This window comes from Methylomonas sp. 11b (genome assembly GCF_000515215.1).
In the GTDB taxonomy this organism is placed as follows: Bacteria; Pseudomonadota; Gammaproteobacteria; order Methylococcales; family Methylomonadaceae; genus Methylomonas.
Genome location: NZ_KI911557.1, coordinates 3,018,874 through 3,043,365 on the forward strand (window position 1 = coordinate 3,018,874; position 24,492 = coordinate 3,043,365).

Here is a 24,492-nt window from a genome sequence, read left to right on the forward strand (position 1 = left end):
CCAGGGAAACTCATCAATGAAACCCGAAGATTTACAAAAGCTGGTCAGTGTTACTATGCCTTATGGCAAATACAAGGGTCGCGTCATCGCCGACTTGCCCGGTCACTACCTCAACTGGTTTGCGCGAGAGGGATTTCCTGGCGGCGAACTAGGCAGACTATTGGCATTGATGCAGGAAATGGATCATAACGGCCTGAAACCTCTGCTCGATCCGCTCAGACAAATAAGGTTTTGATTAGTCGGTCGGATATCTGTACCAACTGCATTGAGCGGCATTTCCCCCATATCAGATGGCTTGATTTTTAGGCAAAAAAATTCCGACACTAGGTCGGATTGAGGGAGGAAGTTATTGCGCTGAACATCTCTGCAATGGCCAATATAGTATCAGTGTTTTCTAATGCGGAGAATGCGACATAATGTCACGCTCCACTTGGCTAATACTCGGCTTAATGATGCCCGTGGTGACCAAAGTGCCCGTGACCGTGATGCCCGCCATAGCCCCTATAGCCTCCATATCCCCAGCCGCCGCGAAACATTGGTACGGGTACCGGCACAACCGGCGCTGAATAACCGTAACTATAGCCATAGCTACCATACCCATAGGGCGTGTACGTTGCTGGATAGGAATCGGCATAGGGCGCGTAAGCCACACAGCCGCTCAACATCGTCAGACTCAAAAAAATTAGTGCCAAGCGGATTCTAGTGTTCACGACTACCAACCTCGCCGTATATTCCGGTCACAACGCGGCGCACGGATGGGTTGTTGGTAAACAAATCCTCTTACTGGCGGCAACCCATAATAATCTGCCGGTGCTTGGTAATAGCCCACTGCGGGCGGCGGCGCATATGTCCGGTAATACGGGGTGTTATAGGTATACCCCCAGTTATCACGCTGATAATTAGGATGATGTCTGCCACCCCAATTGCCTTCATGTGCAAAGGTTGCGCTCGAAAAGAGCAAGATGATTGCTAATAGTGTGGTAAGCCTGAACATAAACCCTCCTTATCCGGGATCTTCAGTTGCGGCTCATTGTTCTCTCGCAGGCTTAAACATCTCTTAACTGACGATTATTCTTGAACTGACTTTTTTGGTGGCAGGTATTGATCGATGGTTCCTCCTCATTTCATCTTTCCATAAAATACCTGACTGGATAGCGTGTTGTAAGGTAAAACAACTAACAATTGCATTTAATACGGAGACTACATGAGCAACCTGTTTGAGCCCATCAAAGTTGGAGACATCAATTTACCTAACCGCATCGTGCTGGCGCCTTTAACGCGCTGCCGGGCTAGTGTCGGCCGCGTGCCTAACGAGTTGATGGCCGAATACTACGCGCAGAGAGCGGATGCAGGGCTGATCTTAAGCGAAGCCACCAGTGTCTCCGCGCAAGGTGTGGGTTACCCCGATACGCCCGGTATTTGGTCGGATGAGCAAGTGGCAGGCTGGACCAAGGTGACCAAAGCGGTACATGCAGCCGGCGGACGAATTTTGCTGCAACTCTGGCACGTCGGCCGCGTGTCGCACCCTGATTACCTAAACGGCGAGTTGCCCGTCGCACCCAGCGCCATTGCGCCCTTGGGGCATGTTAGTCTGCTCCGGCCAATGCGCGACTACGTGACACCCAGAGCCTTGGACATCAGCGAAATCCCCGGCATTGTCGAGACTTACCGCAAAGGCGCGGAAAACGCCAAACTTGCCGGCTTCGATGGTGTGGAGATTCACGGCGCCAATGGCTATCTGTTAGACCAGTTTTTGCAGGACAGCACCAATAAAAGAACCGATGCCTACGGCGGCTCGATTGAAAACCGCGCCCGCCTGATGCTGGAAGTGACGGATGCGGCCATTTCGATATGGGGGCCGGGTCGGGTCGGCGTGCATCTTGCGCCCAGAGGAGACTCGCATACGATGGGTGATTCAGATCCATTAAATACATTTGGCTATGTAGCCGAGCAATTAGGCAAACGCGGTATTGCTTTCATTTTTACCCGGGAATCGCTCGGAGAGAATCGTATCAGCCCGGCGTTGAAAAAGCGTTTCGGCGGTGTGCTGATTGCCAACGAAGGCTTTAATCGCGACACCGCGCAACAAGTCATTGCCGCCGGCGAAGCGGATGCCGTCTCGTTTGGCAAGGACTATATTGCCAATCCCGATTTAGTCCGGCGCCTGCAACTGAATGTGGCGCTTAACCCCTACCATGCTGAAACTTTTTATGGCGCTGCGGGGCAAGATCCGAAAGTTGGCTATACCGATTACCCGAGTTTGGTAGCAGAAGTGGGTTAAATAATCTTGTGGTTCCCGCACAAGCGGGAGCCACAAATTCTACGCGCCAGTTGGTTGCGATGCTCGCAAGGCGATTTTAATCGCCACCCGGAAGCCCGGACAACGCCTTTTCCTGCAATGACTCCAACCAAATTTGGTGATATTTGGACATCCGCTTCGGTAAAAACAGTTGGCCGAGACGCGCCAGCCAACCATGTTGGGTTTCTTCGGTAAGTACATCGCAACCTTTCGCGCTTGGTCGTAACAGCCAGGCGTGGTAAGCATCGACGCCTATGCCCTTCGCGTCCCAAGCCAGTCGCTCATTCGGCACATACTCCAATACGGTGGAAGTAATGGTGACGCCAAAGGTTTTCCAACGAAACCGCGTGCCCAGCTTAAGTTCTGTACCGGCTTTTTCCAGGATGCGCAGATTGGCCGAGTTGACATACCAGCTTGGCCACAATGGCGCCCGCACCAGCCAAGCCCAAACCCGCTCTGGTTTAGCCGGCATATCCAGTTCGTTGCGCACATGCACCGGGCAATTTTGCGGACGGTAATACTCTGGCCATTGGATGCATGATTGGTCGTTCATAAGGTAACCCTCCTGATGTAAAACTTTTAACTGATCGGTATCGTCCAGAAAATATTTCTACAGCCGATTTAACCCCCACCTTAACAGCCTTTTCCGACCTATCCGCGATTATTCTGGATAGCTTGCAAAAACTGGAACACAGAGGCCTAATGGATATGCACGCCAAGCATCACGCCTGGGAAGAGCATCATTTGTATCCACGCCTTTATCGTAGATAAACCTATCATCGATAACGAAAGTGACCCCGGTAGTAATAACTCACACCCCACCAGGGATGGCGGATGCTGAAGTCCAGATAGAACTCGTCCTCAGAAATTGCACGTTCGCTGATGCTTGCCGAACCGAGTAACAACCAATCCGGAATGTTCATCCGTAGCGAACCGCATTGCCAGAAATGGCCATTGCTGCAATACAGCAATTCGCCGTTCCTGACGCTGACGTTCAAGCACAAACCAAAGCCAAAGCCTATCAGCTCGACTAACTCGTGGTCAGCCGCATAACTCATCCTGGAACTGAAGCAATCAGTTTTACCATCGGCGTAAGTCATCGTCCTATGCCAATGCAAAAGTTCGCCGTCGGCGGTCTTGTCCACTTCGGCCTGTGCCGCCTGCCCGCGCCACAGCAACAAGCCGCCGAACAAATGAATCAGCCAGATCAATGGAAACAGATAGTTTGGATAGCCTATCTCCATTTTACCCACGAGCCGACTTTGTTGGCCGTTGCAAATTCGGTAATGTCTTTGAATCACTTGCGGCAATTGTTGCCAATCGTCGCCCAATACTTTTTGCATTAATGACACGGACATGGCTTAGCTCCAGAGTGAGTTGTGAAATACCATCAAGGTGGTGATGCCTATCATGCCGAAGAAGGCCGGCACGCCCAGCCACAGCCAGATCTTGGAATAATAGTGATACAGATAAGGTAAGGCTCGGCCTTGGGCCAGTGACTCGGTGGCGATGTCGCGCATGCGGATCTGCAAAATCACCACCGGCAACCAGCACAGCCCGGTGATTAAATACAGCACCAATGTCCACCACAGCCAGCCGTCGCCGAACGAGGCCGACAATTGGTCGGCCAGTAAGACACCGGTTAGCGGCTGGATAATCACGGTCGGCGTGGTGAACCACCAATCGGCCAACACTACATGTTTGCTGGTTGTCGCGATTGCCGCATGATCGCCGCTTTTGTCAGCCATTACTTTGTAAAACACCGTGCCGGAACCCAAGCCGAACAGTACGATGGCGCTGAGGATGTGGATCAATTTTAACGATAAATACATCATGACTGTTCTCCTTCCATTGCTCTAAACATCAACAAACACATTAAAAACGGCAGGTTTTTCAATAGTGGGCCGAACGGGTGGAATACAAACGCCGGCAAGCACAACGCCACTACCAGGCTATAGCCCAATACGATCCAGAACTGCCAGAGCAGCAGTTTGTTGATCATAAACCGCACTAAAGTTGCCAGACCCAAGGCAATATCCATTGCCGCCAAACCGTATAAAGCTATTGGCGCGCCCAAGCCGTTGACCCCGAGCGGCGCCAACAATTGGTAACTGAGTTGATGCGGATAGAAAAACAGCGAGGTGATACCGCTCCATAACCAGACGAAGGCAATCGTGTATCGCAGCAAAGGCTTGAGAAAATACAAGCCGGCATGCCAACGCTCGGCTTGGCTGGCCGCTTGTTCGAACCATTGTTCGTTCAAGTTGACGGGCGCTCGACCTAAAAACTGAGTGAGAGGGCCCGGATCTGCGCAATTGCCGCGATTAAGCATCGCTACGTTGTCTTTGCTCAAAATCGGCTCGCCCAGCCATTTGCCAAAACCCGCCATGATTAACGCATAGTGGTAAGGAATAGAGTACGTTTTGGCCTTGGGTTTGCCCAGTCGCCGCCTAAGCCCTTGCAGCCAGTCCGCATAAGTTATCGGACTGGGGCCGACCAAGGCCAAGGTCTTACGGCCAGATACAGCGGGCTCGAGACAACGACAGACGGTAGCGGCTACATCATCGATATGAATAGGTTGTAAAAGCTGGTGTCCACCATCCGGTAGCAAGTGCACTGGTAAGGCCGCAAAGGCATGAAACAAGCCACTACTTTGTCCCCCCTGGCCGTAAACCAGCGACGGCTGCAAGACAAACCAATCCACGACCAATTCCTGTAAGGCGACGTCTGCGGCTTTTTTACTTAGGTGGTAAGCCGATTCCGCATCCGCATCGGCACCCAGAGCTGAAAGTTGCACGATCTTTTTTACTCCGGCTTGGGCACCTGCCTCAAACAAGGCTACCGGCGCTTGGGTGTGCAATTGGGCGAAGCTCTGGTTTTTGTTCTCGGCAATAATGCCGACGCAGTTGACGATTGCATCGACAGCTTGCAGATGCGGCAGCCAGGAGTCGATTGCACCGGCCTTGGCGAAGTCCAATTTTAATGGGGTCAGGTTTGGATGATCGATCAGCAGCTGTTCGGGGTGACGACAACAGGCCGTGATCCTGTGACCCTGTCGCAGCAATTCGCATAGTACGGCGTTGCCGATAAAACCGGTCGCGCCGGTTAATAGAATATTCATGGTTTTGCTCCAAAAGTTGAGAGGCAGGAGCAGGTTAACGACAGCAAACTGGACGAACTTCCAGATTGATAGGACAGGAATATAAATAATTTACGCTGGATATAAACCCATAAATATCAACGTCATATATATTTACAAAATGATAAAAATGGAGTTTTTTTCTTTAGCCGGCGTGCGTTTTGCGAAATTGCCCGGGCGCCACACCGACAATGTCGCGAAACGCCGCGTAAAAATTGGACTGGGTACTAAAGCCCACCGTCAAGCCTATCGACAATACCGATGCATTGGGCTCTGCCAATAAAAGTTGTTTCGCTGCGGCTATGCGCTGCTCGCGGATGTAGCGGGAAAAGCCTTGTTGAAATTCGGTATTGATCAGCTCCGACAACTGATGCTGACTCACCTCCAATTGCTCGGCCAGCAGGGCTAGATTCAGGGTTTCCAGCGCATATAGTTTGTCCTGTGTCATCAACACGTCGAGCTTGGCCAACACTGCGGACTTATCTACATTTTTTAATGTCGATTCCGCATAAGCCGCTTGCACCGCTTCCGACACGTCGGCGGCGATGCCGGGGAAACGCAGCAAGGTCAATGCTACCGCGAAAAAGGCCATACCGATCAAGATGCTGTAAGCGCCGATAAAGTCGGTTTCATTGAGCAAGGGCCAAATAAAACCCAACACCAACACCGCCAGGGCAATCGCAAACAAAGTCCCCAACGCCAACAGTTCCAGATGAAAACGCCGGCGTTGTTCGCGCAACGCATAGACCGTTTTTGCCAGCCAGAGCAAATAACCGCTGCCGATTAAAAATGCGCCGGGCAAAGCCATCGGGTAAGGCAAGCAAAAGCACAATACTAACGGTAAAACATGCAGGCCGTCGTGCCAGCGGCAGTGAACTTGGGTAAGCAATAGTTGGCGACTGTAGAAATAAAAGCTGGGGGCGATGCTGTATAGCAGTAGCAAATACAGCACAGAGTGCAGGTAATCGAATCGGCTTAATATCCAGCCCAGATGCAGGATTTGAATACCTGCCAAGCCGGCGATCAACAAAAATCCGGCCCATGGCGCAGAGCCGCGTTGCAGTTCCTGACGCTGCAAGAGCTTACCGATGATTAACAACAGTGCCGCGCCTAAAGAAAACCCGATGAATAATAAAGAAGCGATTTGCATGGCAGACCAAGCGGGAAAATGAGTTTTTAGTTTAGACCTGGTTTTCCAAGCCGCACAAAAGACCGCTGGCTTGGAATCTATGTTTATCGGTGCTATCGCTTAGCGCCACTGTTGGTTAAAATCCCGGACAGGCGAACAAGAGGAAATACACATGGCGTTAGCGGAAAAATTATCGATCAGCGTCGCGGATTATCTGCAAGGCGAATTAGTTAGTGACATCAAGCACGAATATATTAGTGGTGATGTTTATGCGATGGCGGGGGCGAAAAGGTCACACAACATTATCAGCATGAACCTGTCGGGATTGGTTTTTGCGCATTTACGCGGCACACCCTGTCGGGTTTTTAATTCAGATATGAAGGTGCATATCCAAACCGCCCAAGATGACTGTTTCTTCTACCCGGATTTACATATTACCTGCTCTGCCACCGACACCGCCGAACATTACAACAGCCAGCCGAAGTTGATTATCGAAGTGTTATCTGACACCACCGAACGCTACGACCGCGCCGAAAAGTTTCACCATTACCGCAAACTATCCAGTCTGGAAGAATACGTGCTGATAGCTCAAGATACACAACGAGTCGAATGCTATAGCCGCGACAATCAATGGGATTTACGGCTTTATCAAGCCGGTGATCGGGCAGTGTTGCAGTCTATCGGCTTGGAATTGGCCGTTGCCGAAATTTATGAGGGGATAGCGTTCGACGATGTGGCTTAGAGACGCAATCCCTGCGTCTCTAATTTTCCGATCTACTTAGAACTTACGCCAACACTACCGGAATTTTGCCGATTTTTGATTGCCATTCCTTCGGTGCGGTATTGTGAATCGACTCTCCACGACTATCCACCGCCACCGTCACCGGCATGTCTTCCACCACAAATTCGTGAATCGCTTCCATACCCAGCTCGGGAAACGCCACGACACGCGCTTGTTTGATAGCTTTTGACACTAAATAAGCCGCGCCGCCAACCGCGATCAAATACACGGCTTTGTGTTTGGCAATGGCCGTTATCGCTACTGGGCCGCGTTCGGATTTGCCTATCATGCCCAGCAAGCCGGTTTTTTCCAGCACCGTGTCGGTGAAGCTATCCATCCTGGTGGCTGTAGTCGGACCTGCCGGGCCAACCACTTCGTCACGCACCGCATCGACCGGGCCGACGTAATAAATGAATTTGTCTTTTAAATCGACGCCGTTCGGTAAGGGCTCGCCTTTGTTCAACAGATCGACGATGCGCTTGTGAGCGGCGTCGCGGCCGGTTAATAAGGTGCCGCTCAGCAGCAAGGTTTCGCCGGGTTTCCAGTCGGCAACGTCTTGCTTGGTCAGACCATCGATATTGACGCGGCGGGCGCTGCTGGCCGATTGGGTAATTTCCGGCCAGTCGCTTAGTTTCGGCGGCGTCAGCAGCGCTGGGCCGGTGCCGTCCAATACAAAATGCGCGTGGCGGGTGGCGGCGCAGTTGGGGATCATCGCCACCGGCTTATTGGCGGCGTGGGTCGGGTAGTCCAGGATTTTGACGTCCAGCACCGTGGTCAGGCCGCCCAGGCCTTGGGCGCCGATGCCCAGCGCGTTGACTTTGTCGTACAACTCCAGCCGCAATTCTTCTAGCGCATTGCTGGGGCCGCGCGCGATCAAATCCTGAATGTCGATTGAACCCATGCAAGCCTGTTTGGCCAATATCATGGCTTTCTCGGCGGTGCCGCCTATGCCTATACCCAAAATGCCCGGCGGACACCAGCCGGCGCCCATGGTCGGCACGGTTTTTAACACCCAATCGACGATATTGTCGGCCGGGTTCAACATCACAAATTTGGATTTGGCTTCCGAGCCGCCGCCTTTCGCCGCCACTTCCACGTCCACCTTGTCACCCGGCACCAATTCCATATGCACCACCGCCGGAGTGTTGTCTTTGGTATTGATGCGCTTGCCGGCCGGATCGGACAGAATCGACGCGCGCAAGACGTTGTCCGGATGCAAATAAGCCTGGCGCACACCTTCGTTAACCATCTCGGTCACGCTCAATGCCGCATCCCAGCGCACGTCCATGCCTATCTTCAAAAATACCGTAACGATACCGGTGTCCTGACAAATCGGCCGCCGGCCCTCGGCGCACATTCGGGAATTGATCAGGATTTGCGCCATCGCATCTTTCGCCGCCGGGCTTTCCTCCTTTTGGTAAGCCGCATACAGCGCGTCTATAAAATCTTTGGGATGGTAATAAGAGATAAACTGCAAAGCATCGGCGATGCTTTGAATAAATTCGGTTTGGCGGATGGTGGTCATGGTGGTCATCGGGCTATGAAGGAGAATGTTTGGAAATTTATCACGAACCGCTACCGCCCTGAATCAAAATCTGGTAGCCGAAACCAGTGCAAGCCATCGGCATAAAAATTAAAACGGCAAGTTGGATGTCAGGCGGCGTCATGCCCCCCAGCTATAGGCGCTAAGCTGCCGGAGTCGCTGATTTTCCGGTTAAATCCTGGGCATTGCTGGCTAAGCGTGCGAGATTCATAATCGGCACAGCCCGACCATTCTCAAAAGAGACGAACACGGAAAAATGCGCGGACGGCGATATTACTCATACTTTTACATAAGGACTTAGCCCCGATTAGCGGAGCGTAATCGGGGGAATGAGTTGAATCTTGCGTACGATTAAGCTTTGCTAACAGTATCTACGGGTAATCGTGAAATCGGGATGGTTTTGTTCCCGTATGCTGCGCCGAGCACCGGAGCTTTTGAACGGAACAGCCCGCTAGGGGCGCCGCAAGGATGCGGCGCGTTGACGAAGGGGCAGGAAGCCCCTTTCGGCAACCCCGTTCAAAAGCGAGGAGCGCAGGGAATAAGCGGCATCCGGGTGGCCTTTTCTTTGGATACTTTCTTTTGGCCACACAAAAGAAAGTATCTCGGCTGTCGGGCCGACAAATCGGCAGGATAGCCGATTTGCATGCGTCCGCACCCGAAGGGCGAAAAACAAGGATGTTTTTCGTGAAACCGACATTAAAACCAGCCGTCGCGTTAGCGACACCAAAAATGAAAGCCTATTGACCGCGTGGGCACAAAAACCGTGCCCACCCTAGACGACTTGTCCGGGGGGTTAGACGTGTTCATTTTTGTTTAAACTTACAAACCATACGTGGGATCAACGTTCTGTTTCCACGACGGTTTATAGGTGCCCCTAAAGGCCCTCGTAACTCAGCCACATATGCGGAGGCCGGATCTTTGTGCTCTTCTGTTGAAAACTGAAGCTCTCGCATCACAATGTAGTTCTTGGAGCCGTGCCTCCAAATCTGCATCTCGGTCGGAACGGCTTCCTGCTTATTCGTAAATATCACTGCGTTGCCCGGATTTAATTGCTGGATTATTCCTAATGATTTTCCGATAGTACGATTTGCTCTGAGTGAGCGAAACTCGTCTGGTGCCATAACGTAAAGCCAGTCCCACAAAGCTGAGCGGAGCATGCCGGTCTCTTTTATTACAACGTCGCTCTGGCCGTCATTGTTTATATCAATAGACCTGAATTCGTATTTGTTTTCTCGTTGCTTTCCTTCGGAGTCAATTGAAGGATAAAAATCCTTGTCCCATTCAACTGAGCCGAAGGCTTCCCGCCACTGACCATTCCAAAATCTATACCTTGGAATGTTACTCAGGATTCTTGAGGCATCATTGCATAATGCTTTACTGCTCATCCAGGACGATCTAATTTCAATTGGGTCATCTTTTAGGCCATTAGCAAACGTACTGAGACTCGAGCACACTAAAAGGACGATAGCAATTAGGTGGGGCATGCGCATGCGGGATCTAATAAGTCATCAAATAGTTTCTGTATATCACCCAAGTATGCGGAATGAACGACATGCCACCAATAACCGCCAGTAAAACTCAACCCGCCCTCTCAATCATCCCCTCAGCCTGCTTGGCAAACGCCTTCAAATCGCCTTTCTTCACCGTGGCGCGCGGAATCACAATCGCCGCATCAATATCCACATAGATGTAAACGTAGTCTTTATGCTTCTCTACCCGCAACATGTCTTTCCAGGGGGTTTTACTTTTGCCGCCGGGGGCGCGTTCTTGCAGAAATTCCGGCTCGATGCTCAGCCAATGAATGCCGAATAAAGCCTTTTTTTCCGCTTCAGTGTATTTATCAAAAAACTGCCGGCGTAAATCCATCTTCATGATAAACGGCGAGGCAAACGACCAGGCCAGCGCCAGGATGGTGATGTAGGCTGTGGTGGTCATGTCCACGTAGTAAACGTAATAAAACAAGCCGATCGCCATCATCACGCCGGGCGCGAAGATGCGGTTTTGGCGGATTTTTTTCTGCATTTCCGGATCTCTTTTCAGCCTTTCCTCATTAAAGTGGACCAGGTCTTCTTCGCGGAATTCGTATTCGATTTCTAACATGTGTATCGCTCGGTGGAGTTGTGGGTTAGTGCATTTTCATTTTGGCGTGGGTACTACGCCGGAACAGATTGGATAAGGTCAGCATCGCGGTGCGGAAGTAGCCGTGGATCGCGACCTGGTGCATTTTGTACAAGGACAAATACACGCCATAGGCAATCAAACCGCCGACGCTGACCGTGCCCATCAAGCTACCCATCAAGCTGCCAACGGTGCTGAATTTACCCAGCGACACCAGCGAGCCGTAGTCGCGATAAACAAACTTCGCAGCCGGTTTGCCTTTCAGGCGATTGACGATGGTTTTGGCCACGGTTGAGGCCATTTGGTGAGCGGACTGGGCGCGTGGCGGCACGTTGCCGCCGTGGCCGACCCACTCACAAGCGGCGCAATCGCCGATGGCAAAAATGTCGGGGTCGCTGGTTTGCAAAGTCTGATCGACCACCAGTTGATTGATGTGGTTGGATTCCAAACCATCCAGGTTTTTCATCCAGTCCGGCGCCTTGATGCCGGCAGCCCAAACTTTTAAATCCGCATCGAAGACTTCGCCGTCGTAGGTATGCACTTCGGTTTCGGTGACTTCGGTGACCTTGCGGCCCAGTTTTAACTGGATGCCCAGCTTGATCAATTGCTCCTGGGTAGCTTGCGACAGCCGTGGCGGCAGGGCTGGCAACAATTTAGTCGCGGCTTCAATGATGGTGATGTTGACGTCTATCGAACCTTCCAGGCCGTAGGTTGCCAGCAATTTGGTGACTTCGTGCAACTCGGCGGACAATTCCACACCCGTCGCCCCGGCGCCGATGATGACTATCGACAGCGGCTTGTCGCGCTGCCGGCTTTGGTTGGCGTAGGACTGAATGTAATAGGTTTCCACCAGCTGTTTTTGGAAGCGGAAGGCTTCCTTGGTGGTATCGATAAACCGGCAATATTTATCCACGCCCTTGATGCCAAAAGTGTTGCTGACGCTGCCGACCGCCATCACCAAGGTGTCGTATTTGAAGCGGCGTTGCGGAATGATCTCTTCGCCTTTCTTGCTGGTAATCGCGCTGACGATGACTTCCTTATTGGCTCTATCCAAACCTTCCATTTTGCCGAACAGGAAACGGAAGTGGTTACTGTGCGCCTGCGCCAGATATTCGATTTCCTCAGCCTCGGCCAGCGTGCCGGACGCCACTTCGTGCAGCAAGGGTTTCCAGATGTGGGTGGAGGCGGCATCCAGCAAGGTGATTTCCGCTTTTCCGGCTTTGCCGAGTTTATGCCCCAATTCCGTGGCCAATTCCAGCCCCGCCGCTCCGCCGCCGACGATCAAGATTTTAGGTAATGCATTCGCCATGTATCTTTCCCCTCAAGTGCTGTTTGCCGCGTCGGCAAACAAAAAAATCGCTATCCCGGCCTTAGTTGTCTATTTCCTGATGCCGGCATTATAACCAAACCTGTCCGGGCCGGCCGATTTTGACGGGATGGACTCGTGTCGACTGTGGTCTGCTAGCATGAAGCCTGGAAAGGTGCGGGCAAAGCGAACGGATTTTAACGAGAGCTTCAAATTATGCTTAGATATTGTCTGCGCTTAGGCGCCAAATAAAGTGTGCCCAGTGGAGTTATCGAATGCCGCGAAACCAACTAGTCCAGATGCTTGCCAATCCAGGCCTTTTGCCGGCTTTACTTGGGCTACTGGCGGGCTGCGCATCAGAGCCGCCGCGGTCTCCGGGGCCTGCCCAACTGCCGACCTATCAAAGCAACGCTGCCTACAACAAGCCTTACACCGTCAAAGGCGTCACTTATTATCCGCTGGCATCGGCGAATGGTTATCGGGAGACCGGCCTGGCTTCCTGGTATGGCGCGGAATCGGGCAATCGCACCGCCGACGGCAGTCGCTTTGATCCGCAAGGCTTTTCGGCGGCGCATAGAACCTTGCCTATACCGACGAAAGTTCGGGTTACCAACTTGCGCAATGGCCGCTTTGTCGATGTGCTGATTAATGACAGAGGCCCGTTCAGCCCGAATCGATTGATCGATTTATCACAAGGCGCGGCCAGGCAAATCGGCGTCAGCGGTTTGACGGAGGTAGAGGTAAGTTATCTAGCAGTGCCGTCCGGTGGCGAATGAGGGCAGGCGGCGGAGAGGGTTTTGGCTGGTGCAGTTGCGCGATCCCGCCTGGTCGAAAGCATTAGCCAGCCAGAAACCGCAACCCGCAACTATCAACCCGGCCCTTAAATTTAGCGGTGCAGCACGATCAGATAATCGCCAAACCGCGTGGAACGCAGTTGCAGTGAGGTTTCCAAGGCCGCCAGCACCGATAGGGCTTGGTCGGTACGAAACACACCATTGACGCGGCGTTGGGCCAGTTCAGCATCGTTGATAAGCAAAAATCCGCGATGATAGCGATTCAGCTCGGCAAGCACTTCGCCCAAAGGCCGGTTCTCGAACACCAGTTTGCCGCGCTGCCAGGCGGTAACGGCCTGGCTATCGATGTTTTGCAAATTGCCCAATCCGGATTCGGCGCTGTAGCTTATTTGCTGGCCCTCGGCGACAACGGTGTGCAGTGCTTTGCCGTCGGCTTGTTCCAAATCTACCGCCACACTGTGTTGGGTGACGCTGACTTCCGTTTTGCCGTCACGCAGCCGCACATTAAACGCCGTACCCAACGCGGTGACATTGCCATGCTGGGTATTTACCCGAAACGGCCTGGCTTTGTCGGGGCTGACTTCAAACCAGGCTTCGCCTTGTAGCAGCGTCAATTGCCGCTGTACGCCGTCAATATTTACATCCAAGGCACTATTGCTGTTTAAATGTAGCGTCGAACCATCGCTAAGATGTACGTCACGCCTCTCGCCGAAACCGGTATGAAAATCGGCGCGCAATATCGTCCACAAAGGATTAAACATCCACAAGGCCAGGCAGCCGCCCGCCAATGCAGGCAGCGCCCACTGCCATCGCCAAAAAGCCGGCTTGGGTTTGCTTGTGGCCGGAATCGTCATTCTCGATGCGATAGCATCCAGCGTTCCCCATAATTCGCGTAACTGATCGTAAGCCTGACGATGCAAGGGATCGGCGGCCAACCAGCGGGTAAATTCGGCGTGTTCATTAGGGCTAAGCTTGCTGCTATCCAGCCTGACCCACCAGGCGCGGGCAGCCGCTTTAATCTCGGCAGAAATTTTCATTGCCTATGTCCGTTTAGAGCCGGCATGCGGCAATGCATCCTGCTGCTTAGCGGTGAGCGATAAAGGCTGAAAATTTTCATCGGGCGCGATTCAGGGTTTGGTGGCTTGCCATTATAGGACGCATAACCCTGTGAAAACAGGAGCGAATCGGCTAAAGATCGTCTAGCTCTTGCAAGGCGGCTAAAGCATTGCGCAGATGTTTTTCCACCATATTGCGGGATATGCCCAAGCGTTGGGCGATTTCCGCATGACTGAGTTCTTCGAACTTGCGCAGCACGAAAACCGTCCGGCATTTCGCGGGGAGTCTATCTATCGCCGCGACCAAGCGGTCCAAGCGCTCGCGCGCCAGACTGATTTGCTCCGGATCGATGCCGTCGCTAACCTGCAAGGCCGCGTCGCCAGTATCATCATGGTCTACATGCTGATTGCGAGTATTGCGGCGGCGTTCGTAATCGGTAGCCAGATTAGCGGCGATGCGATGCAGCAAGGCGCGCGGGTTATCGGCTTGCTGCCATAAATTGCCGGCAAACATACGCTGATAGGTTTCCTGCACGATGTCGGCGGCGGTATCGAGACAACCACAGCGTCTAAACATCACCCGGCGTAATTCCTCGTCGTAAGCCTCAATCAGGCGGGAGATGTGGAGAGCGTTGCTCATGGTTAGGATCTGCGAATTTTGGTGTCGTTAATTGGGCGAACTACCAAGATTCATGCCAGAGCACTAAATTAGCGGTATTTAGGGCATTTCGCAGCAAATTGACCAGTATTACCGGAGCAGCGCACTTCAAACAATGCGGGATATGGCCTATTCAGAAAAGTTATTTAACATAGTTAATTTGAATCGGGCGCAGTTGAAGCCGATAGATGATTAACCCAGCCCCATTTATCATTGCTATTCCGTTCGGGATGATCTCGTCGAAGCCCTGACGGGTGTGCCCATCGACAGGCTCTGTAACCGGCGGCGGTATTTAAGGGCGGGGTTAATAACGCTAGAATCAGCAACAACAACGCGACGATTCCCGCATTTAATATGCTGTAATCCCAAGACCTCCACCACTGTAGCGATACCCTTACATCCCTTTACCCGATCCAAGTCAAGCCAGGTTGCGACCGTGTCGGAAATAAGACAAAAACCTGCACGGGAATATAGCTTTTAGAGCTAACTGTCTGACAGGCAACTAAGTTATGGTGTTATCCACAAAAGCTGTGGATAACCTTGGGGATAAAAAGTTTTTTCACGCTCTAAATGCCTAATTTTTGGGGCCTTTGCTTAGATTGACTCAAATTTAGACAACAGTTTATACAATTTAAAATCAATAACTTACATGCAATATGCGGACATTAGAGCCTACGGCCAGGCATTCTTTGGCTGCCGACAGTGTCAAGTAGTTTTTTGTGCATAATTAAAATTAATCCCTTGCATTTTTGCCTAAATAATCTATCCGTTTTCCACCTGAAACCATTCTAAAACTGCCAGGGTATATTCACGCTATTGTCATTAAATACCCACTAATTGCCGTATCGCACACTGGCTGTTTATTCGATGGCTTGACCAACGTTAATATCGCCAACAAATCGTGGATGGCTGGTTGATTTGGCGAACCTTTATCGGCCGCAAAGGAAATTACTAGGACAACTCCTCAACTTAAGGTTTTTTCGTAACGTGCAACACTTGCAGCCCAGCTACGAAAAACTCAATACTCAAGAAAGGAGCTGTCAGCATCGACATGGCCGGACCAAGCCCATACCCGCTAAGACCGAAGTGCGCAAATGGCTGATTGTTATGAGAGTTGACGGACATTTGCCTGTAAAAACTAACGTTGGCAAGCCGCGTTTTTATTAACTTCAGTTCGGCATAGCGACCAAGATTGCTCATACATTGCAAAAAAAACCGGTAGTCAAAACAATTGACTACCGGCTTGGGAGAAACAATGAATAAGCTATTGCACGGAGCAAATTTTCACACTCCGCGATTGCAATGACCGGAAGACATTTTCAAAGTTCCATTTTAATTTGAAGCGGCTACTCCCACTCTATCGTCGCGGGTGGTTTGCCGGAAATATCGTAGGTGACGCGGGAAATACCGGGCACTTCATTGATGATTCGGCGTGAGATCAAATCCAGGAAGTCGTAAGGCAGATGCGCCCAGCGCGCGGTCATAAAGTCTATGGTTTCTACAGCGCGGATGGCGACAACATAGTCGTATTTGCGGCCATCGCCCATCACGCCGACGGATTTTACCGGCAGGAACACTGCAAAAGCTTGACTGACTTTATGGTAAAGATCATGGCGATACAGTTCTTCAATGAATATCGCATCGGCTTGGCGCAGTAAATCGGCGTATGGTTTTTTCACCTCGCCGAGGATGCGCACACCCAGGCCCGGACCGGGGAAGGGGTGGCGGTGAATCATGTCGGCGGGCAGGCCCAACTCCAGACCCAGTTTGCGTACTTCGTCCTTGAACAGTTCGCGCAGGGGCTCGACCAGTTTTAGCTTCATGTTTTCCGGCAGGCCGCCGACATTGTGATGCGATTTGATCAGATGCGCCTTGCCGCTTTTGGCGCCGGCCGATTCGATGACATCCGGATAAATGGTGCCTTGTGCCAACCATTTGGCGTCGGTCAGTTTGCCGGCTTCTTCGTCAAATATCTCCACGAACAGACCGCCGATGATTTTGCGCTTTTGTTCGGGGTCGTTAACGCCGGCTAGTGCCGCCATATAGCGGTCTTCGGCATCGACGCGTATCACCTTGATGCCCATATGTTGGGCGAACATCGCCATGACCTGATCGCCTTCGTGTAAACGCAGCAAGCCGGTGTCGACAAATACGCAGGTAAGTTGTTCACCGATAGCGCGATGCAGCAGAGCCGCGACCACCGATGAATCAACACCGCCGGACAGGCCCAGAATAACTTGGTCGCCGCCTACTTTTTCGCGCACCGCAGTGATGCTGTCTTCAATGATATTGCTGGCGTTCCAAAGCGCTTGGCAGCCGCAAATCTCCAACACAAACCGGCTCAAGATCCGTCCGCCCTGTTTAGTGTGGGTCACTTCGGGATGAAATTGCAACGCGTAAAAATGTTTGTCTTCGTCGGCGATACCGGCTATCGGCGCGCCGTCGGAGCTGGCGATCAGTTTAAAGCCGGTCGGCAATTCGACGACGCGGTCGCCGTGACTCATCCAGACATCCAATAAGCCGAAACCTTCCGGCGAGGCATGATCTTCGATATTCAACAACAATTTGGAATGGCCGCGAGCGCGAATCTGCGCATAGCCGAATTCGCGGTGATCGGACGATTCCACTCTGCCGCCCAACTGCTCCGCCATGGTTTGCATGCCGTAGCAAATGCCTAGTACCGGCACACCCAACTCAAAAACAATTTGCGGCGCGCGAGGGGTGTCGCTGCTGGTCACCGTTTCCGGACCACCTGACAGGATAATGCCTTTTGGGGCAAAGTTTTTGACCTCGTCAGCACTGCAATCGCAGGAATAGATTTCGCAATACACGCCAATTTCGCGGATACGGCGGGCGATCAATTGCGTGTACTGCGAACCGAAGTCGAGAATCAGGATTTTGTCGGAATGGATGTTGGTCGCGTGGGATGACATGACGGGAAACCTTTCAAAAATGTAGGGTGGGCAAGCATCGAGCACCCACCGGAAAATCTAAATTACGAGCGTACTACAAGCCTCGATACAACTGATCGAGCAGGCTTTTATTGTCTTTGAAACCTTTTACGTGCCGATTTTCGAGCAGCGAACGAGTCATACGTTTGATGAACCGCAAATAGGGCGCCGCACGCATGTAATGCCGTAAATTGGTATGGCCGCGCACAATGGCGGTAATGCGTTCGGCATTTTCCGGAATTCCCCAGCCAGCGGCTTGATCGGCCAACGACTCGGCTTTTTTGAAAAACAGCGTGACATTACCACCATCTTCGGAAAACACATGTCTATCCTCAACTAGACCGGCTTTTTCGCCCATGCGCCGCAGCGTCGCCAAATTGAAGTTGTACAGATGCGCCTCGTGAAAGGTGCTGCTCGGCGATTGGCAGGTGGCTTCTATGTTTGGCACTTCCACTACCAACACACCATCCGGCTTCAACAAACTGCGCAACTTGCCGAGGACAAAAAACGGATCTTCCGTGTGTTCCAGTACGTGCCAAATGGTAATCACGTCAAAACTGCTTTCTGTAAACTGCGCATCTTGAATAAAGCCAAACTGCAAATTCAAATCGTACTGCGCGGCCGAATACTGACCATAGCCCTTGTTCGGCTCTATGCCGTGCAGATCATGTCCCAGCGATTTGATTAAATAGGCAAACTCGCCGCCGCCGGTGCCCACATCCAGCATGGTTTGCGGTTTGTGTAGCAAATGCTTGATTTTCTCATGCCTGGTAACAGCGACTCGGCCGGCGCGCAAGATATGCTTGGTCTTGGGGGCATACGTGTTTTTGTATTCCAGCCGATAATCTTCTTCGTAAAACTGGCGAGGATCGTGCGGAAACGGATCGCTCCAGACCAGTCCGCAATCCTTGCAAATTACGCTACGCAACTCGGCGCCGCTGCGGCTGCGCATGGATAACACGGCAACGTGGTTGCCGCCGCAAAGATTGCATGGAGTTGAGGAGGTTTCGGTCATTGCGATGGATTTTGGTTGCTTTCTGTAAACAAGTCCAAGTCCGCGCAAAATACGCGGACCTGATGAGTAAACGCCGCTGGGCCGGCCTTAGTTCATATGGTAATTCGGCGCTTCCTTGGTAATCGTCACGTCGTGCACATGGCTTTCGCGCATACCGGCACTGGTGACGCGCACAAACTGGGCATTTTCGTGCATCGCGGCGATCGTGCTGTTGCCGGTGTAACCCATGCTGGAGCGGATACCGCCCAGTAGCTGATGCACAATCGCCAACACGCTGCCTTTGTACGGCACTCGCCCTTCAATACCCTCCGGTACCAATTTTTCGACCTGATCGGTGTCTTCCTGAAAGTATCGATCACTGGAGCCCTGCAACTGCGACATCGCGCCCAATGAGCCCATGCCGCGGTAGGATTTGTAAGAGCGACCTTGAAACAGCTCCACTTCGCCAGGTGCTTCTTCAGTACCCGCGAACAAGCCACCCAGCATCACGGCATGCGCCCCCGCCGCCAAGGCTTTGGCAACATCACCCGAATAGCGAATGCCACCATCGGCAATCAGAGGCACGCCTGTTCCTCTTAACGCATCCGCCACATTGCTAACGGCAGTAATTTGCGGCACGCCGACACCGGCAACGATCCGGGTGGTGCAGATAGAGCCGGGACCAATACCAACCTTAACGCCGTCGGCGCCGGCTTCGACCAATGCCAATGCGGCCGCAGCGGTAGCTATATTGCCGCCGATAACCTGAACTTGCGGAAAGTTTTGTTTTACCCAGCGCACTTTATCCAACACGCCTTGGGAATGGCCATGAGCGGTATCGACGATGATGACATCGACACCAGCTTCCACCAATGCGCCAACCCGTTCCCCGGTGTCCGCACCGGTACCGACCGCCGCGCCGACGATCAGCCTTTCCTGTTCGTCCTTGCAGGCTTGTGGGTTGTCTTTGGCCTTTTGGATATCTTTGACGGTAATCATGCCGCGCAAATGAAAGGCATCGTTGACGACCAGCACTTTTTCGATTCGGTGTTTGTGTAGCAAGTCGATGACTTCTTTATGCTTAAACGACTCGTGGACAGTAACCAGCTTTTCCTTAGGCGTCATAATCGAACTAATAGATTCGTCCAGCCGGGTTTCGAATCGCAAATCACGGCTGGTGACAATGCCGACCAATTCTTCGCCGTCAACAACCGGTACGCCGGAAATATTTTTAGCGCGGGTCAATTCCATTACTTCGCGAACCGTCACGTTAGGTGAAACGGTAATCGGGTCCTTGATCACGCCGCTTTCGTATTTTTTAACGCGTCTGACTTCCGCGGCTTGCTGCTCAACAGTCATGTTTTTATGGATGATGCCGATGCCGCCTTCCTGAGCAATCGCAATAGCCAGGCGCGCTTCGGTCACCGTATCCATTGCCGCCGAAACCAGTGGGATGTTCAGCTTAATCTTGCGGGTCAGTTGGGTTTTCAGTTCGACTTCGCGCGGCAGTACGCTGGAATGGGCGGGCACCAATAGAACATCGTCAAAGGTGAGAGCTTCTTGAATGATTTGCATAATCACACCGGGTGGCTAATCGTAAATAAGCCAGCCATTGTACAACCTAACCCGCATTCCGAAAAATCGGAAATAGTCAATGGTATTTAGGTCTCTATTTGTCTTCGATTGAGAGCGCCGCCGCGATGCCCAAATATTCGCTGGGATTGGGCTTATGCAGGAAAATCCCTAGCACGCCCATCACACTGAAAATATATAAAGTGTTGAAGCCGTCGCCCAAAATAAACATCGCTAAACCGGACAAGCTCACAAACTCGATCAAAGTTTGCGTGATGATTATAGTCGACAGATAGCGTTGCCTAGCGGTTTTGGGCCCCGGCATGGTCTGGTTTAGCCGCAGCAGGATATGCCTTAGCAACTTGGTGAACGGAAACAACAAAATAGCCAGGCCGTAGAGCACGCTCCTAATCAGCACACGTTGCGCTTCATCAACGCCGATTTGCAGTTCGCTAGCCCAAAAATGACAAACCAGGTTATAACCTAACACCGTCAAGAGCATGGCGGCGCAGATGAGCCAGTGCGGCCTAAGATCTTCGGCTGATGGCTGGGGGTGAGCGGACATCGATAACTCCTAACGAGAGCGGTTGCGGTAATCGCGGAGAATAACAACAAACGCCACAAAATCATAAACCGCATGAATTACCATGGGCACCAATAGATTGCGTTCGCCGCCATAGTCCAGCATCACCCCCATATACAAGCCCATCAACATCGCTAAAACCGCGTAAAGCGGCGTGACCGCATGCACCAATGCAAACAGCAGATTGCTAACCCACAAGCCTACGCTCGCGCCCCAGCCATTTTCCAGCCAAGGTTGTAGAAAGCCGCGAAACAGGGCCTCTTCGGCAAAACCGGCGATAGCAGCCAGTATCAATAAATCGGTCCAATGTCTGTAGGCCAGTCTGGCGCCCAAGGTTTCCAGCAGTAAATCACGAATTTTTTGGATTGGCGGATAGGTCAGTTGTTGCATCGCAAAAAATAATACCAGTAGCGGCCCGGTCGCGAATAAGCCAATACCCAATGCCGACTCGGAAAACTCCAGATTGGCAAACGGATCAAGGTCGGCAAGCCAGCCTAAAGCCAGCGCCAATACCGCTAAAGAACCCTCGAAATAACAGGCAATTCTGAAAAAAGCGTTTGAAGCGGCGGGCTGGTTTTCCATGGCATCGGGCTTTAGGTAAACGGGGGCTGAAAATTCTAAACAAAAACCATTAGAATTGGCAGCATTAGCGATCATGGGTCATCATCATGCAATGTTTTATCTATAAAAGCCTAAAAAAAGACGAACTTTATTTATATCTGGATAAAAAAGACGACTTTTCCGCAGTGCCGGAAGCCTTGTTCAAAAGCCTTGGCCGCTTAACATTTGTCATGGAGTTGCAATTGACCCCGGAACGCAAATTAGCCAGGGAAAATCCGGAAAAAGTAATCGCCAGCCTGCAAAGCAAAGGCTTTTTCGTGCAATTGCCACCGACATTGATCAGCGCCTTGCCAACGTCGCTGGACAAGCAGCTGCACTGAAATCGCACGCGCCATATTGGTATATCCGTGCTAACATGCTCACAAAAAATCTTTATCGGAAAGCACGGTTTTTGCTCACTTATTTAGTCAGACCAGGATACGCACCACATGTCAGATAATCCATTAGCTTACGAAGACGCAAAGTCTAAGGGCATACTTTGGGGTTTTGGTTCGCTGTTAGGCGTTGTTCTGATTGTCATGTTGGTTTTAGGCGAATGGTGGAGCCGCGAGCCCGAGCAATTTAGCGTTCAGGACGAAGCGATCGAACGGATGAATGTCACGCATACCGATCAGATGCCGATTGGATACGTGTATGCCAACACGCTGGCGCACATCGCTGACGTGATTCTGTTTAAATCCGGCGGATACCTTTCCAACGACGTGGCCCCGCCCGGCCTGTTTTGCGATAACATTCAAAACTTCGAGTACGGCGCGCTGGTCATGTTGCGCGACGGCACCACCGCATTACGTAACCATTTCGCTCGCGACCAATCGCAATCCGCGGAAGACCCTGATTTGGCAAAAGCCGAGCCGTACTTTTACTACGAACGCAATTCCTGGGCTTTGCCGTCCACCGAATCGGAATATGTAAAAGGTATCGAAGCGCTGCACGCTTATATGGTTCGCCTGCAAAACCCGTCTTCCACTTCAAAAGCCGCGCAGTTCCACTCCAGAGCGGATAACCTGTGGCAATATACCGAGGTTGTCATCAAGCGACTCGGCGGTCTCTCGACCCGCTTGGCGGCCAGTACCGACAAATTTTCCGGTGCAACCCACGGCGATCCATCCAATCCGATCGACATCAATATGCCGACCATCGGCCAAACGCCCTGGATGGAAATCGATAACGTATTCTACGAAGCGCGCGGCTCCTGCTGGGCGTTATTACATATTCTGAAAGCCATCAAACACGATTTTTCCGACATTCTGTTGGACAAGCGGGCGATGAACACCCTGGACAATATGATCCAAGCCCTGGAAAACGCCTTATCACCAACCTTGAGCCCGGTAGTATTAAACGGCGACGGCTTCGGTATATTCGCCAACTATTCGCTGGCGATGGCCAACTACATTGCTCGTGCCAACGCGGCTGCGCTGGACTTGCGGGACGTGATGAACAGAGGTTAATGCCATCATGCAGGAACAAATTAACGAAAATCTGAAAAAAATCGAGACCTGGAAACGCATCATTTTCATGCTGATTTTCGCGGCCATCGATAGCTTGGTTAAACTATTGTTGTGGCTGGTGATTTTGTTGCAGGTCGGCTCGGTGCTGTTTACCGGTGACGCTAACGCGAATATCCTGAACTTTGGCCGTAGCCTGTCAACTTACCATTATCATATTTTGCTGTTTTTGACGTTCAATACCGAGCAGCTGCCGTTTCCGTTTTCCGATTGGAACGAAACCGCCAAACTGGAATTGATCGGCAAGCAGTGATTTTCCATGGAAGCAGCGCCGCGCAAAATCATCCACATAGACATGGATGCATTTTATGCGGCGGTTGAACAGCGCGACCATCCCCAATTTAGAAATAAACCCATCATTGTCGGCGGTAAGCCTGATTCGCGCGGCGTAGTCGCCACCTGTAGTTATGAAGCCCGCCAGTTTGGCGTACGTTCGGCCATGCCTTCCGCGCATGCTTACCGACTCTGCCCGCAAGCTATTTTCGTTAAGCCGCGTTTTGATGTTTACCGGGAAGCGTCCGAGACTATCCGTGGGATTTTCGCTCGTTACTGTGAACGTTTCGAACCCTTGTCGCTGGACGAAGCCTATCTGGATGTTAGCGATAGCGAGCTTTATCAAGGCTCGGCGACTTTGCTGGCCAAGCACATCAAGCAGGAGATACGCCGACAAACCGAGTTAGTGGCGTCCGCCGGCATTTCCTACAATAAATTTCTCGCCAAAATCGCCTCGGACCTGGGCAAGCCGGACGGCTTGTACCTCATTACACCCGAACAAGGCCCGGCGTTTGTGGAAAATCTGGCTATAGGCAAGTTTCACGGCATCGGCCGCGCTACCGAACAGAAAATGTACGACTTGGGCATCGTTACCGGCAAAGATCTAAAACAATTGCCGCTAGCGGAATTGCAACGGCATTTCGGCAAAGCCGGCCAACACTATTACAACATTGCCCGGGGTATTGATCCGCGCCAGGTCAATACCAATCGAGCCCGCAAATCGGTGGGCATCGAGACCACGTTTGATCAAGACATCGCCGACCAGACGAGCATTCTGCGCTATTTACATGATTTGCTGGAAAAAGCCCTGGGCAGATTGGCCGAAAAACAGCTGACGGCCTACACGCTGACTGTGAAAATAAAATATCAAAATTTCGTGCAGATCACCCGCGGGCGAACCTTGGCGGAACCGATCAGCGATAGCCCAACTACTAGAATGCTATTGAGCGAATTACTGAAAAATACCGGCATCGGCACCACCAAAGTGCGACTACTGGGCGTTACCTTATCGGGTCTGGAAAATGGCGACAGCCGCCTGCGCCAATATAGGCAAATGGATTTGTTCGACCTGGATGGTTGAACTACTTCGCCGTAGCAAGGCCCGCAGGAATAGGCCTGCCCCAATCTTGTCCGTATTGATACATTCACTCTCTTTCACTGGAAGCTAACT

At 51.9% G+C, this 24,492-nt stretch carries 25 protein-coding genes; 8 read left to right on the top strand and 17 right to left on the bottom strand.

The genetic code is table 11. The annotated features are described in order from the left end of the window. The first annotated feature begins 16 nt into the window (after window positions 1-16). A complete protein-coding gene (locus METH11B_RS0114505; protein ID WP_020484197.1) occupies window positions 17-235 on the top strand; it encodes a DUF3820 family protein in 219 nt (72 codons plus the stop codon). A 211-nt stretch (window positions 236-446) separates the two neighbouring features. On the opposite strand, the gene METH11B_RS0114510 is transcribed toward METH11B_RS0114505, so the two are convergent. Continuing rightward, window positions 447-710: a hypothetical protein gene (locus METH11B_RS0114510; protein WP_197026964.1), complete on the bottom strand. Its 264-nt coding sequence runs from the start codon at window positions 708-710 to the stop codon at window positions 447-449. A 494-nt stretch (window positions 711-1,204) separates the two neighbouring features. Between METH11B_RS0114510 and METH11B_RS0114515 the strand changes: the two genes are divergently transcribed. Continuing rightward, the gene (locus tag METH11B_RS0114515; protein ID WP_026602636.1) at window positions 1,205-2,281 is read left to right on the top strand and encodes an alkene reductase; all 1,077 of its coding nucleotides are present in this window, start codon (window positions 1,205-1,207) and stop codon (window positions 2,279-2,281) included. Window positions 2,282-2,357: 76 nt separating this feature from the next. Here METH11B_RS0114515 and METH11B_RS0114520 read toward each other — a convergent pair whose 3' ends face one another. The 5 genes from METH11B_RS0114520 to METH11B_RS0114540 form a co-directional block, all read right to left on the bottom strand. Beyond that, entirely contained in the window at window positions 2,358-2,852 is a 495-nt protein-coding gene (locus METH11B_RS0114520; RefSeq protein WP_026602637.1) for an SRPBCC domain-containing protein, read from the bottom strand. Between the two features lie 223 nt (window positions 2,853-3,075). Next, on the bottom strand, window positions 3,076-3,657 hold the full coding sequence (locus tag METH11B_RS0114525; RefSeq protein ID WP_026602638.1) for a DUF4166 domain-containing protein: 582 nt from the start codon (window positions 3,655-3,657) through the stop codon (window positions 3,076-3,078). A gap of 3 nt (window positions 3,658-3,660) precedes the next feature. Then, window positions 3,661-4,134 (bottom strand): DUF2269 family protein, encoded by a 474-nt coding sequence (locus tag METH11B_RS0114530; RefSeq protein ID WP_026602639.1) that lies wholly within the window; start codon window positions 4,132-4,134, stop codon window positions 3,661-3,663. Then, entirely contained in the window at window positions 4,131-5,420 is a 1,290-nt protein-coding gene (locus METH11B_RS0114535; RefSeq protein ID WP_026602640.1) for an NAD(P)H-binding protein, read from the bottom strand. The genes METH11B_RS0114530 and METH11B_RS0114535 overlap by 4 nt, the downstream gene beginning before the upstream one ends. A 163-nt stretch (window positions 5,421-5,583) precedes the next feature. Next, window positions 5,584-6,588, bottom strand: a complete 1,005-nt coding sequence (locus tag METH11B_RS0114540; protein ID WP_026602641.1) for an AraC family transcriptional regulator — start codon at window positions 6,586-6,588, stop codon at window positions 5,584-5,586. 151 nt (window positions 6,589-6,739) lie between these two features. On the opposite strand from METH11B_RS0114540, the gene METH11B_RS0114545 reads away from it, so the two are divergent. After that, complete coding sequence (locus METH11B_RS0114545) at window positions 6,740-7,309, top strand: Uma2 family endonuclease (protein ID WP_026602642.1); 570 nt, start codon at window positions 6,740-6,742, stop codon at window positions 7,307-7,309. A gap of 43 nt (window positions 7,310-7,352) precedes the next feature. Here the strand turns inward: METH11B_RS0114545 and METH11B_RS0114550 are convergent, their stop codons facing one another. From METH11B_RS0114550 to METH11B_RS0114575, 4 genes are all read right to left on the bottom strand, one after another. Next, window positions 7,353-8,873, bottom strand: a complete 1,521-nt coding sequence (locus METH11B_RS0114550; RefSeq protein WP_036277585.1) for a fumarate hydratase — start codon at window positions 8,871-8,873, stop codon at window positions 7,353-7,355. An 821-nt stretch (window positions 8,874-9,694) separates the two neighbouring features. Then, window positions 9,695-10,276 (bottom strand): hypothetical protein, encoded by a 582-nt coding sequence (locus METH11B_RS0114565; RefSeq protein WP_155931129.1) that lies wholly within the window; start codon window positions 10,274-10,276, stop codon window positions 9,695-9,697. Between the two features lie 193 nt (window positions 10,277-10,469). Next, window positions 10,470-10,991, bottom strand: coding sequence for a YcxB family protein (locus METH11B_RS0114570; protein WP_020484184.1), 522 nt, complete (start codon window positions 10,989-10,991; stop codon window positions 10,470-10,472). A 25-nt stretch (window positions 10,992-11,016) separates the two neighbouring features. Next, complete coding sequence (locus METH11B_RS0114575; RefSeq protein ID WP_026602646.1) at window positions 11,017-12,318, bottom strand: NAD(P)/FAD-dependent oxidoreductase; 1,302 nt, start codon at window positions 12,316-12,318, stop codon at window positions 11,017-11,019. 272 nt (window positions 12,319-12,590) lie between these two features. Between METH11B_RS0114575 and METH11B_RS0114585 the strand changes: the two genes are divergently transcribed. After that, window positions 12,591-13,091, top strand: coding sequence for a septal ring lytic transglycosylase RlpA family protein (locus METH11B_RS0114585; RefSeq protein WP_026602647.1), 501 nt, complete (start codon window positions 12,591-12,593; stop codon window positions 13,089-13,091). 110 nt (window positions 13,092-13,201) lie between these two features. On the opposite strand, the gene METH11B_RS0114590 is transcribed toward METH11B_RS0114585, so the two are convergent. The 7 genes from METH11B_RS0114590 to METH11B_RS0114625 form a co-directional block, all read right to left on the bottom strand. Continuing rightward, complete coding sequence (locus METH11B_RS0114590) at window positions 13,202-14,146, bottom strand: FecR family protein (RefSeq protein WP_026602648.1); 945 nt, start codon at window positions 14,144-14,146, stop codon at window positions 13,202-13,204. Between the two features lie 151 nt (window positions 14,147-14,297). Beyond that, complete coding sequence (locus METH11B_RS0114595) at window positions 14,298-14,804, bottom strand: RNA polymerase sigma factor (RefSeq protein WP_026602649.1); 507 nt, start codon at window positions 14,802-14,804, stop codon at window positions 14,298-14,300. 1,364 nt (window positions 14,805-16,168) lie between these two features. Then, the gene (gene guaA, locus METH11B_RS0114605; protein WP_026602651.1) at window positions 16,169-17,755 is read right to left on the bottom strand and encodes a glutamine-hydrolyzing GMP synthase; all 1,587 of its coding nucleotides are present in this window, start codon (window positions 17,753-17,755) and stop codon (window positions 16,169-16,171) included. A 73-nt stretch (window positions 17,756-17,828) separates the two neighbouring features. Next, complete coding sequence (locus METH11B_RS0114610) at window positions 17,829-18,788, bottom strand: class I SAM-dependent methyltransferase (RefSeq protein WP_231499620.1); 960 nt, start codon at window positions 18,786-18,788, stop codon at window positions 17,829-17,831. A gap of 87 nt (window positions 18,789-18,875) precedes the next feature. Then, window positions 18,876-20,342, bottom strand: a complete 1,467-nt coding sequence (gene guaB, locus METH11B_RS0114615) for an IMP dehydrogenase (RefSeq protein WP_026602653.1) — start codon at window positions 20,340-20,342, stop codon at window positions 18,876-18,878. A 94-nt stretch (window positions 20,343-20,436) separates the two neighbouring features. After that, entirely contained in the window at window positions 20,437-20,904 is a 468-nt protein-coding gene (locus METH11B_RS0114620; RefSeq protein ID WP_036276016.1) for a hypothetical protein, read from the bottom strand. Between the two features lie 9 nt (window positions 20,905-20,913). Next, complete coding sequence (locus METH11B_RS0114625; protein WP_020484173.1) at window positions 20,914-21,504, bottom strand: CPBP family intramembrane glutamic endopeptidase; 591 nt, start codon at window positions 21,502-21,504, stop codon at window positions 20,914-20,916. An 86-nt stretch (window positions 21,505-21,590) separates the two neighbouring features. Between METH11B_RS0114625 and METH11B_RS0114630 the strand changes: the two genes are divergently transcribed. The 4 genes from METH11B_RS0114630 (at window position 21,591) to dinB (ending at window position 24,402) form a co-directional block, all read left to right on the top strand. Further along, entirely contained in the window at window positions 21,591-21,863 is a 273-nt protein-coding gene (locus METH11B_RS0114630; RefSeq protein WP_026602656.1) for a YcgL domain-containing protein, read from the top strand. 108 nt (window positions 21,864-21,971) lie between these two features. Beyond that, entirely contained in the window at window positions 21,972-22,991 is a 1,020-nt protein-coding gene (locus METH11B_RS0114635; protein ID WP_020484171.1) for a DUF2333 family protein, read from the top strand. Between the two features lie 7 nt (window positions 22,992-22,998). Beyond that, a complete protein-coding gene (locus METH11B_RS0114640; RefSeq protein WP_020484170.1) occupies window positions 22,999-23,301 on the top strand; it encodes a DUF4389 domain-containing protein in 303 nt (100 codons plus the stop codon). 6 nt (window positions 23,302-23,307) lie between these two features. Next, complete coding sequence (gene dinB, locus METH11B_RS0114645) at window positions 23,308-24,402, top strand: DNA polymerase IV (RefSeq protein WP_026602657.1); 1,095 nt, start codon at window positions 23,308-23,310, stop codon at window positions 24,400-24,402. Window positions 24,403-24,492: the final 90 nt, after the last annotated feature.

Excerpts from the sequence above, each read along its gene's own strand:
- METH11B_RS0114505 (WP_020484197.1), top strand. The coding sequence starts at position 17 with ATGAAACCCGAAGATTTACAAAAGCTGGTCAGTGTTACTATGCCTTAT.
- METH11B_RS0114515 (WP_026602636.1), top strand. The coding sequence starts at position 1,205 with ATGAGCAACCTGTTTGAGCCCATCAAAGTTGGAGACATCAATTTACCT.
- METH11B_RS0114520 (WP_026602637.1), bottom strand. The coding sequence starts at position 2,852 with ATGAACGACCAATCATGCATCCAATGGCCAGAGTATTACCGTCCGCAA.
- METH11B_RS0114525 (WP_026602638.1), bottom strand. The coding sequence starts at position 3,657 with ATGTCCGTGTCATTAATGCAAAAAGTATTGGGCGACGATTGGCAACAA.
- METH11B_RS0114530 (WP_026602639.1), bottom strand. The coding sequence starts at position 4,134 with ATGATGTATTTATCGTTAAAATTGATCCACATCCTCAGCGCCATCGTA.
- METH11B_RS0114535 (WP_026602640.1), bottom strand. The coding sequence starts at position 5,420 with ATGAATATTCTATTAACCGGCGCGACCGGTTTTATCGGCAACGCCGTA.
- METH11B_RS0114540 (WP_026602641.1), bottom strand. The coding sequence starts at position 6,588 with ATGCAAATCGCTTCTTTATTATTCATCGGGTTTTCTTTAGGCGCGGCA.
- METH11B_RS0114545 (WP_026602642.1), top strand. The coding sequence starts at position 6,740 with ATGGCGTTAGCGGAAAAATTATCGATCAGCGTCGCGGATTATCTGCAA.
- METH11B_RS0114550 (WP_036277585.1), bottom strand. The coding sequence starts at position 8,873 with ATGACCACCATCCGCCAAACCGAATTTATTCAAAGCATCGCCGATGCT.
- METH11B_RS0114565 (WP_155931129.1), bottom strand. The coding sequence starts at position 10,276 with ATGAGCAGTAAAGCATTATGCAATGATGCCTCAAGAATCCTGAGTAAC.
- METH11B_RS0114570 (WP_020484184.1), bottom strand. The coding sequence starts at position 10,991 with ATGTTAGAAATCGAATACGAATTCCGCGAAGAAGACCTGGTCCACTTT.
- METH11B_RS0114575 (WP_026602646.1), bottom strand. The coding sequence starts at position 12,318 with ATGGCGAATGCATTACCTAAAATCTTGATCGTCGGCGGCGGAGCGGCG.
- METH11B_RS0114585 (WP_026602647.1), top strand. The coding sequence starts at position 12,591 with ATGCCGCGAAACCAACTAGTCCAGATGCTTGCCAATCCAGGCCTTTTG.
- METH11B_RS0114590 (WP_026602648.1), bottom strand. The coding sequence starts at position 14,146 with ATGAAAATTTCTGCCGAGATTAAAGCGGCTGCCCGCGCCTGGTGGGTC.
- METH11B_RS0114595 (WP_026602649.1), bottom strand. The coding sequence starts at position 14,804 with ATGAGCAACGCTCTCCACATCTCCCGCCTGATTGAGGCTTACGACGAG.
- guaA (WP_026602651.1), bottom strand. The coding sequence starts at position 17,755 with ATGTCATCCCACGCGACCAACATCCATTCCGACAAAATCCTGATTCTC.
- METH11B_RS0114610 (WP_231499620.1), bottom strand. The coding sequence starts at position 18,788 with ATGACCGAAACCTCCTCAACTCCATGCAATCTTTGCGGCGGCAACCAC.
- guaB (WP_026602653.1), bottom strand. The coding sequence starts at position 20,342 with ATGCAAATCATTCAAGAAGCTCTCACCTTTGACGATGTTCTATTGGTG.
- METH11B_RS0114620 (WP_036276016.1), bottom strand. The coding sequence starts at position 20,904 with ATGTCCGCTCACCCCCAGCCATCAGCCGAAGATCTTAGGCCGCACTGG.
- METH11B_RS0114625 (WP_020484173.1), bottom strand. The coding sequence starts at position 21,504 with ATGGAAAACCAGCCCGCCGCTTCAAACGCTTTTTTCAGAATTGCCTGT.
- METH11B_RS0114630 (WP_026602656.1), top strand. The coding sequence starts at position 21,591 with ATGCAATGTTTTATCTATAAAAGCCTAAAAAAAGACGAACTTTATTTA.
- METH11B_RS0114635 (WP_020484171.1), top strand. The coding sequence starts at position 21,972 with ATGTCAGATAATCCATTAGCTTACGAAGACGCAAAGTCTAAGGGCATA.
- METH11B_RS0114640 (WP_020484170.1), top strand. The coding sequence starts at position 22,999 with ATGCAGGAACAAATTAACGAAAATCTGAAAAAAATCGAGACCTGGAAA.
- dinB (WP_026602657.1), top strand. The coding sequence starts at position 23,308 with ATGGAAGCAGCGCCGCGCAAAATCATCCACATAGACATGGATGCATTT.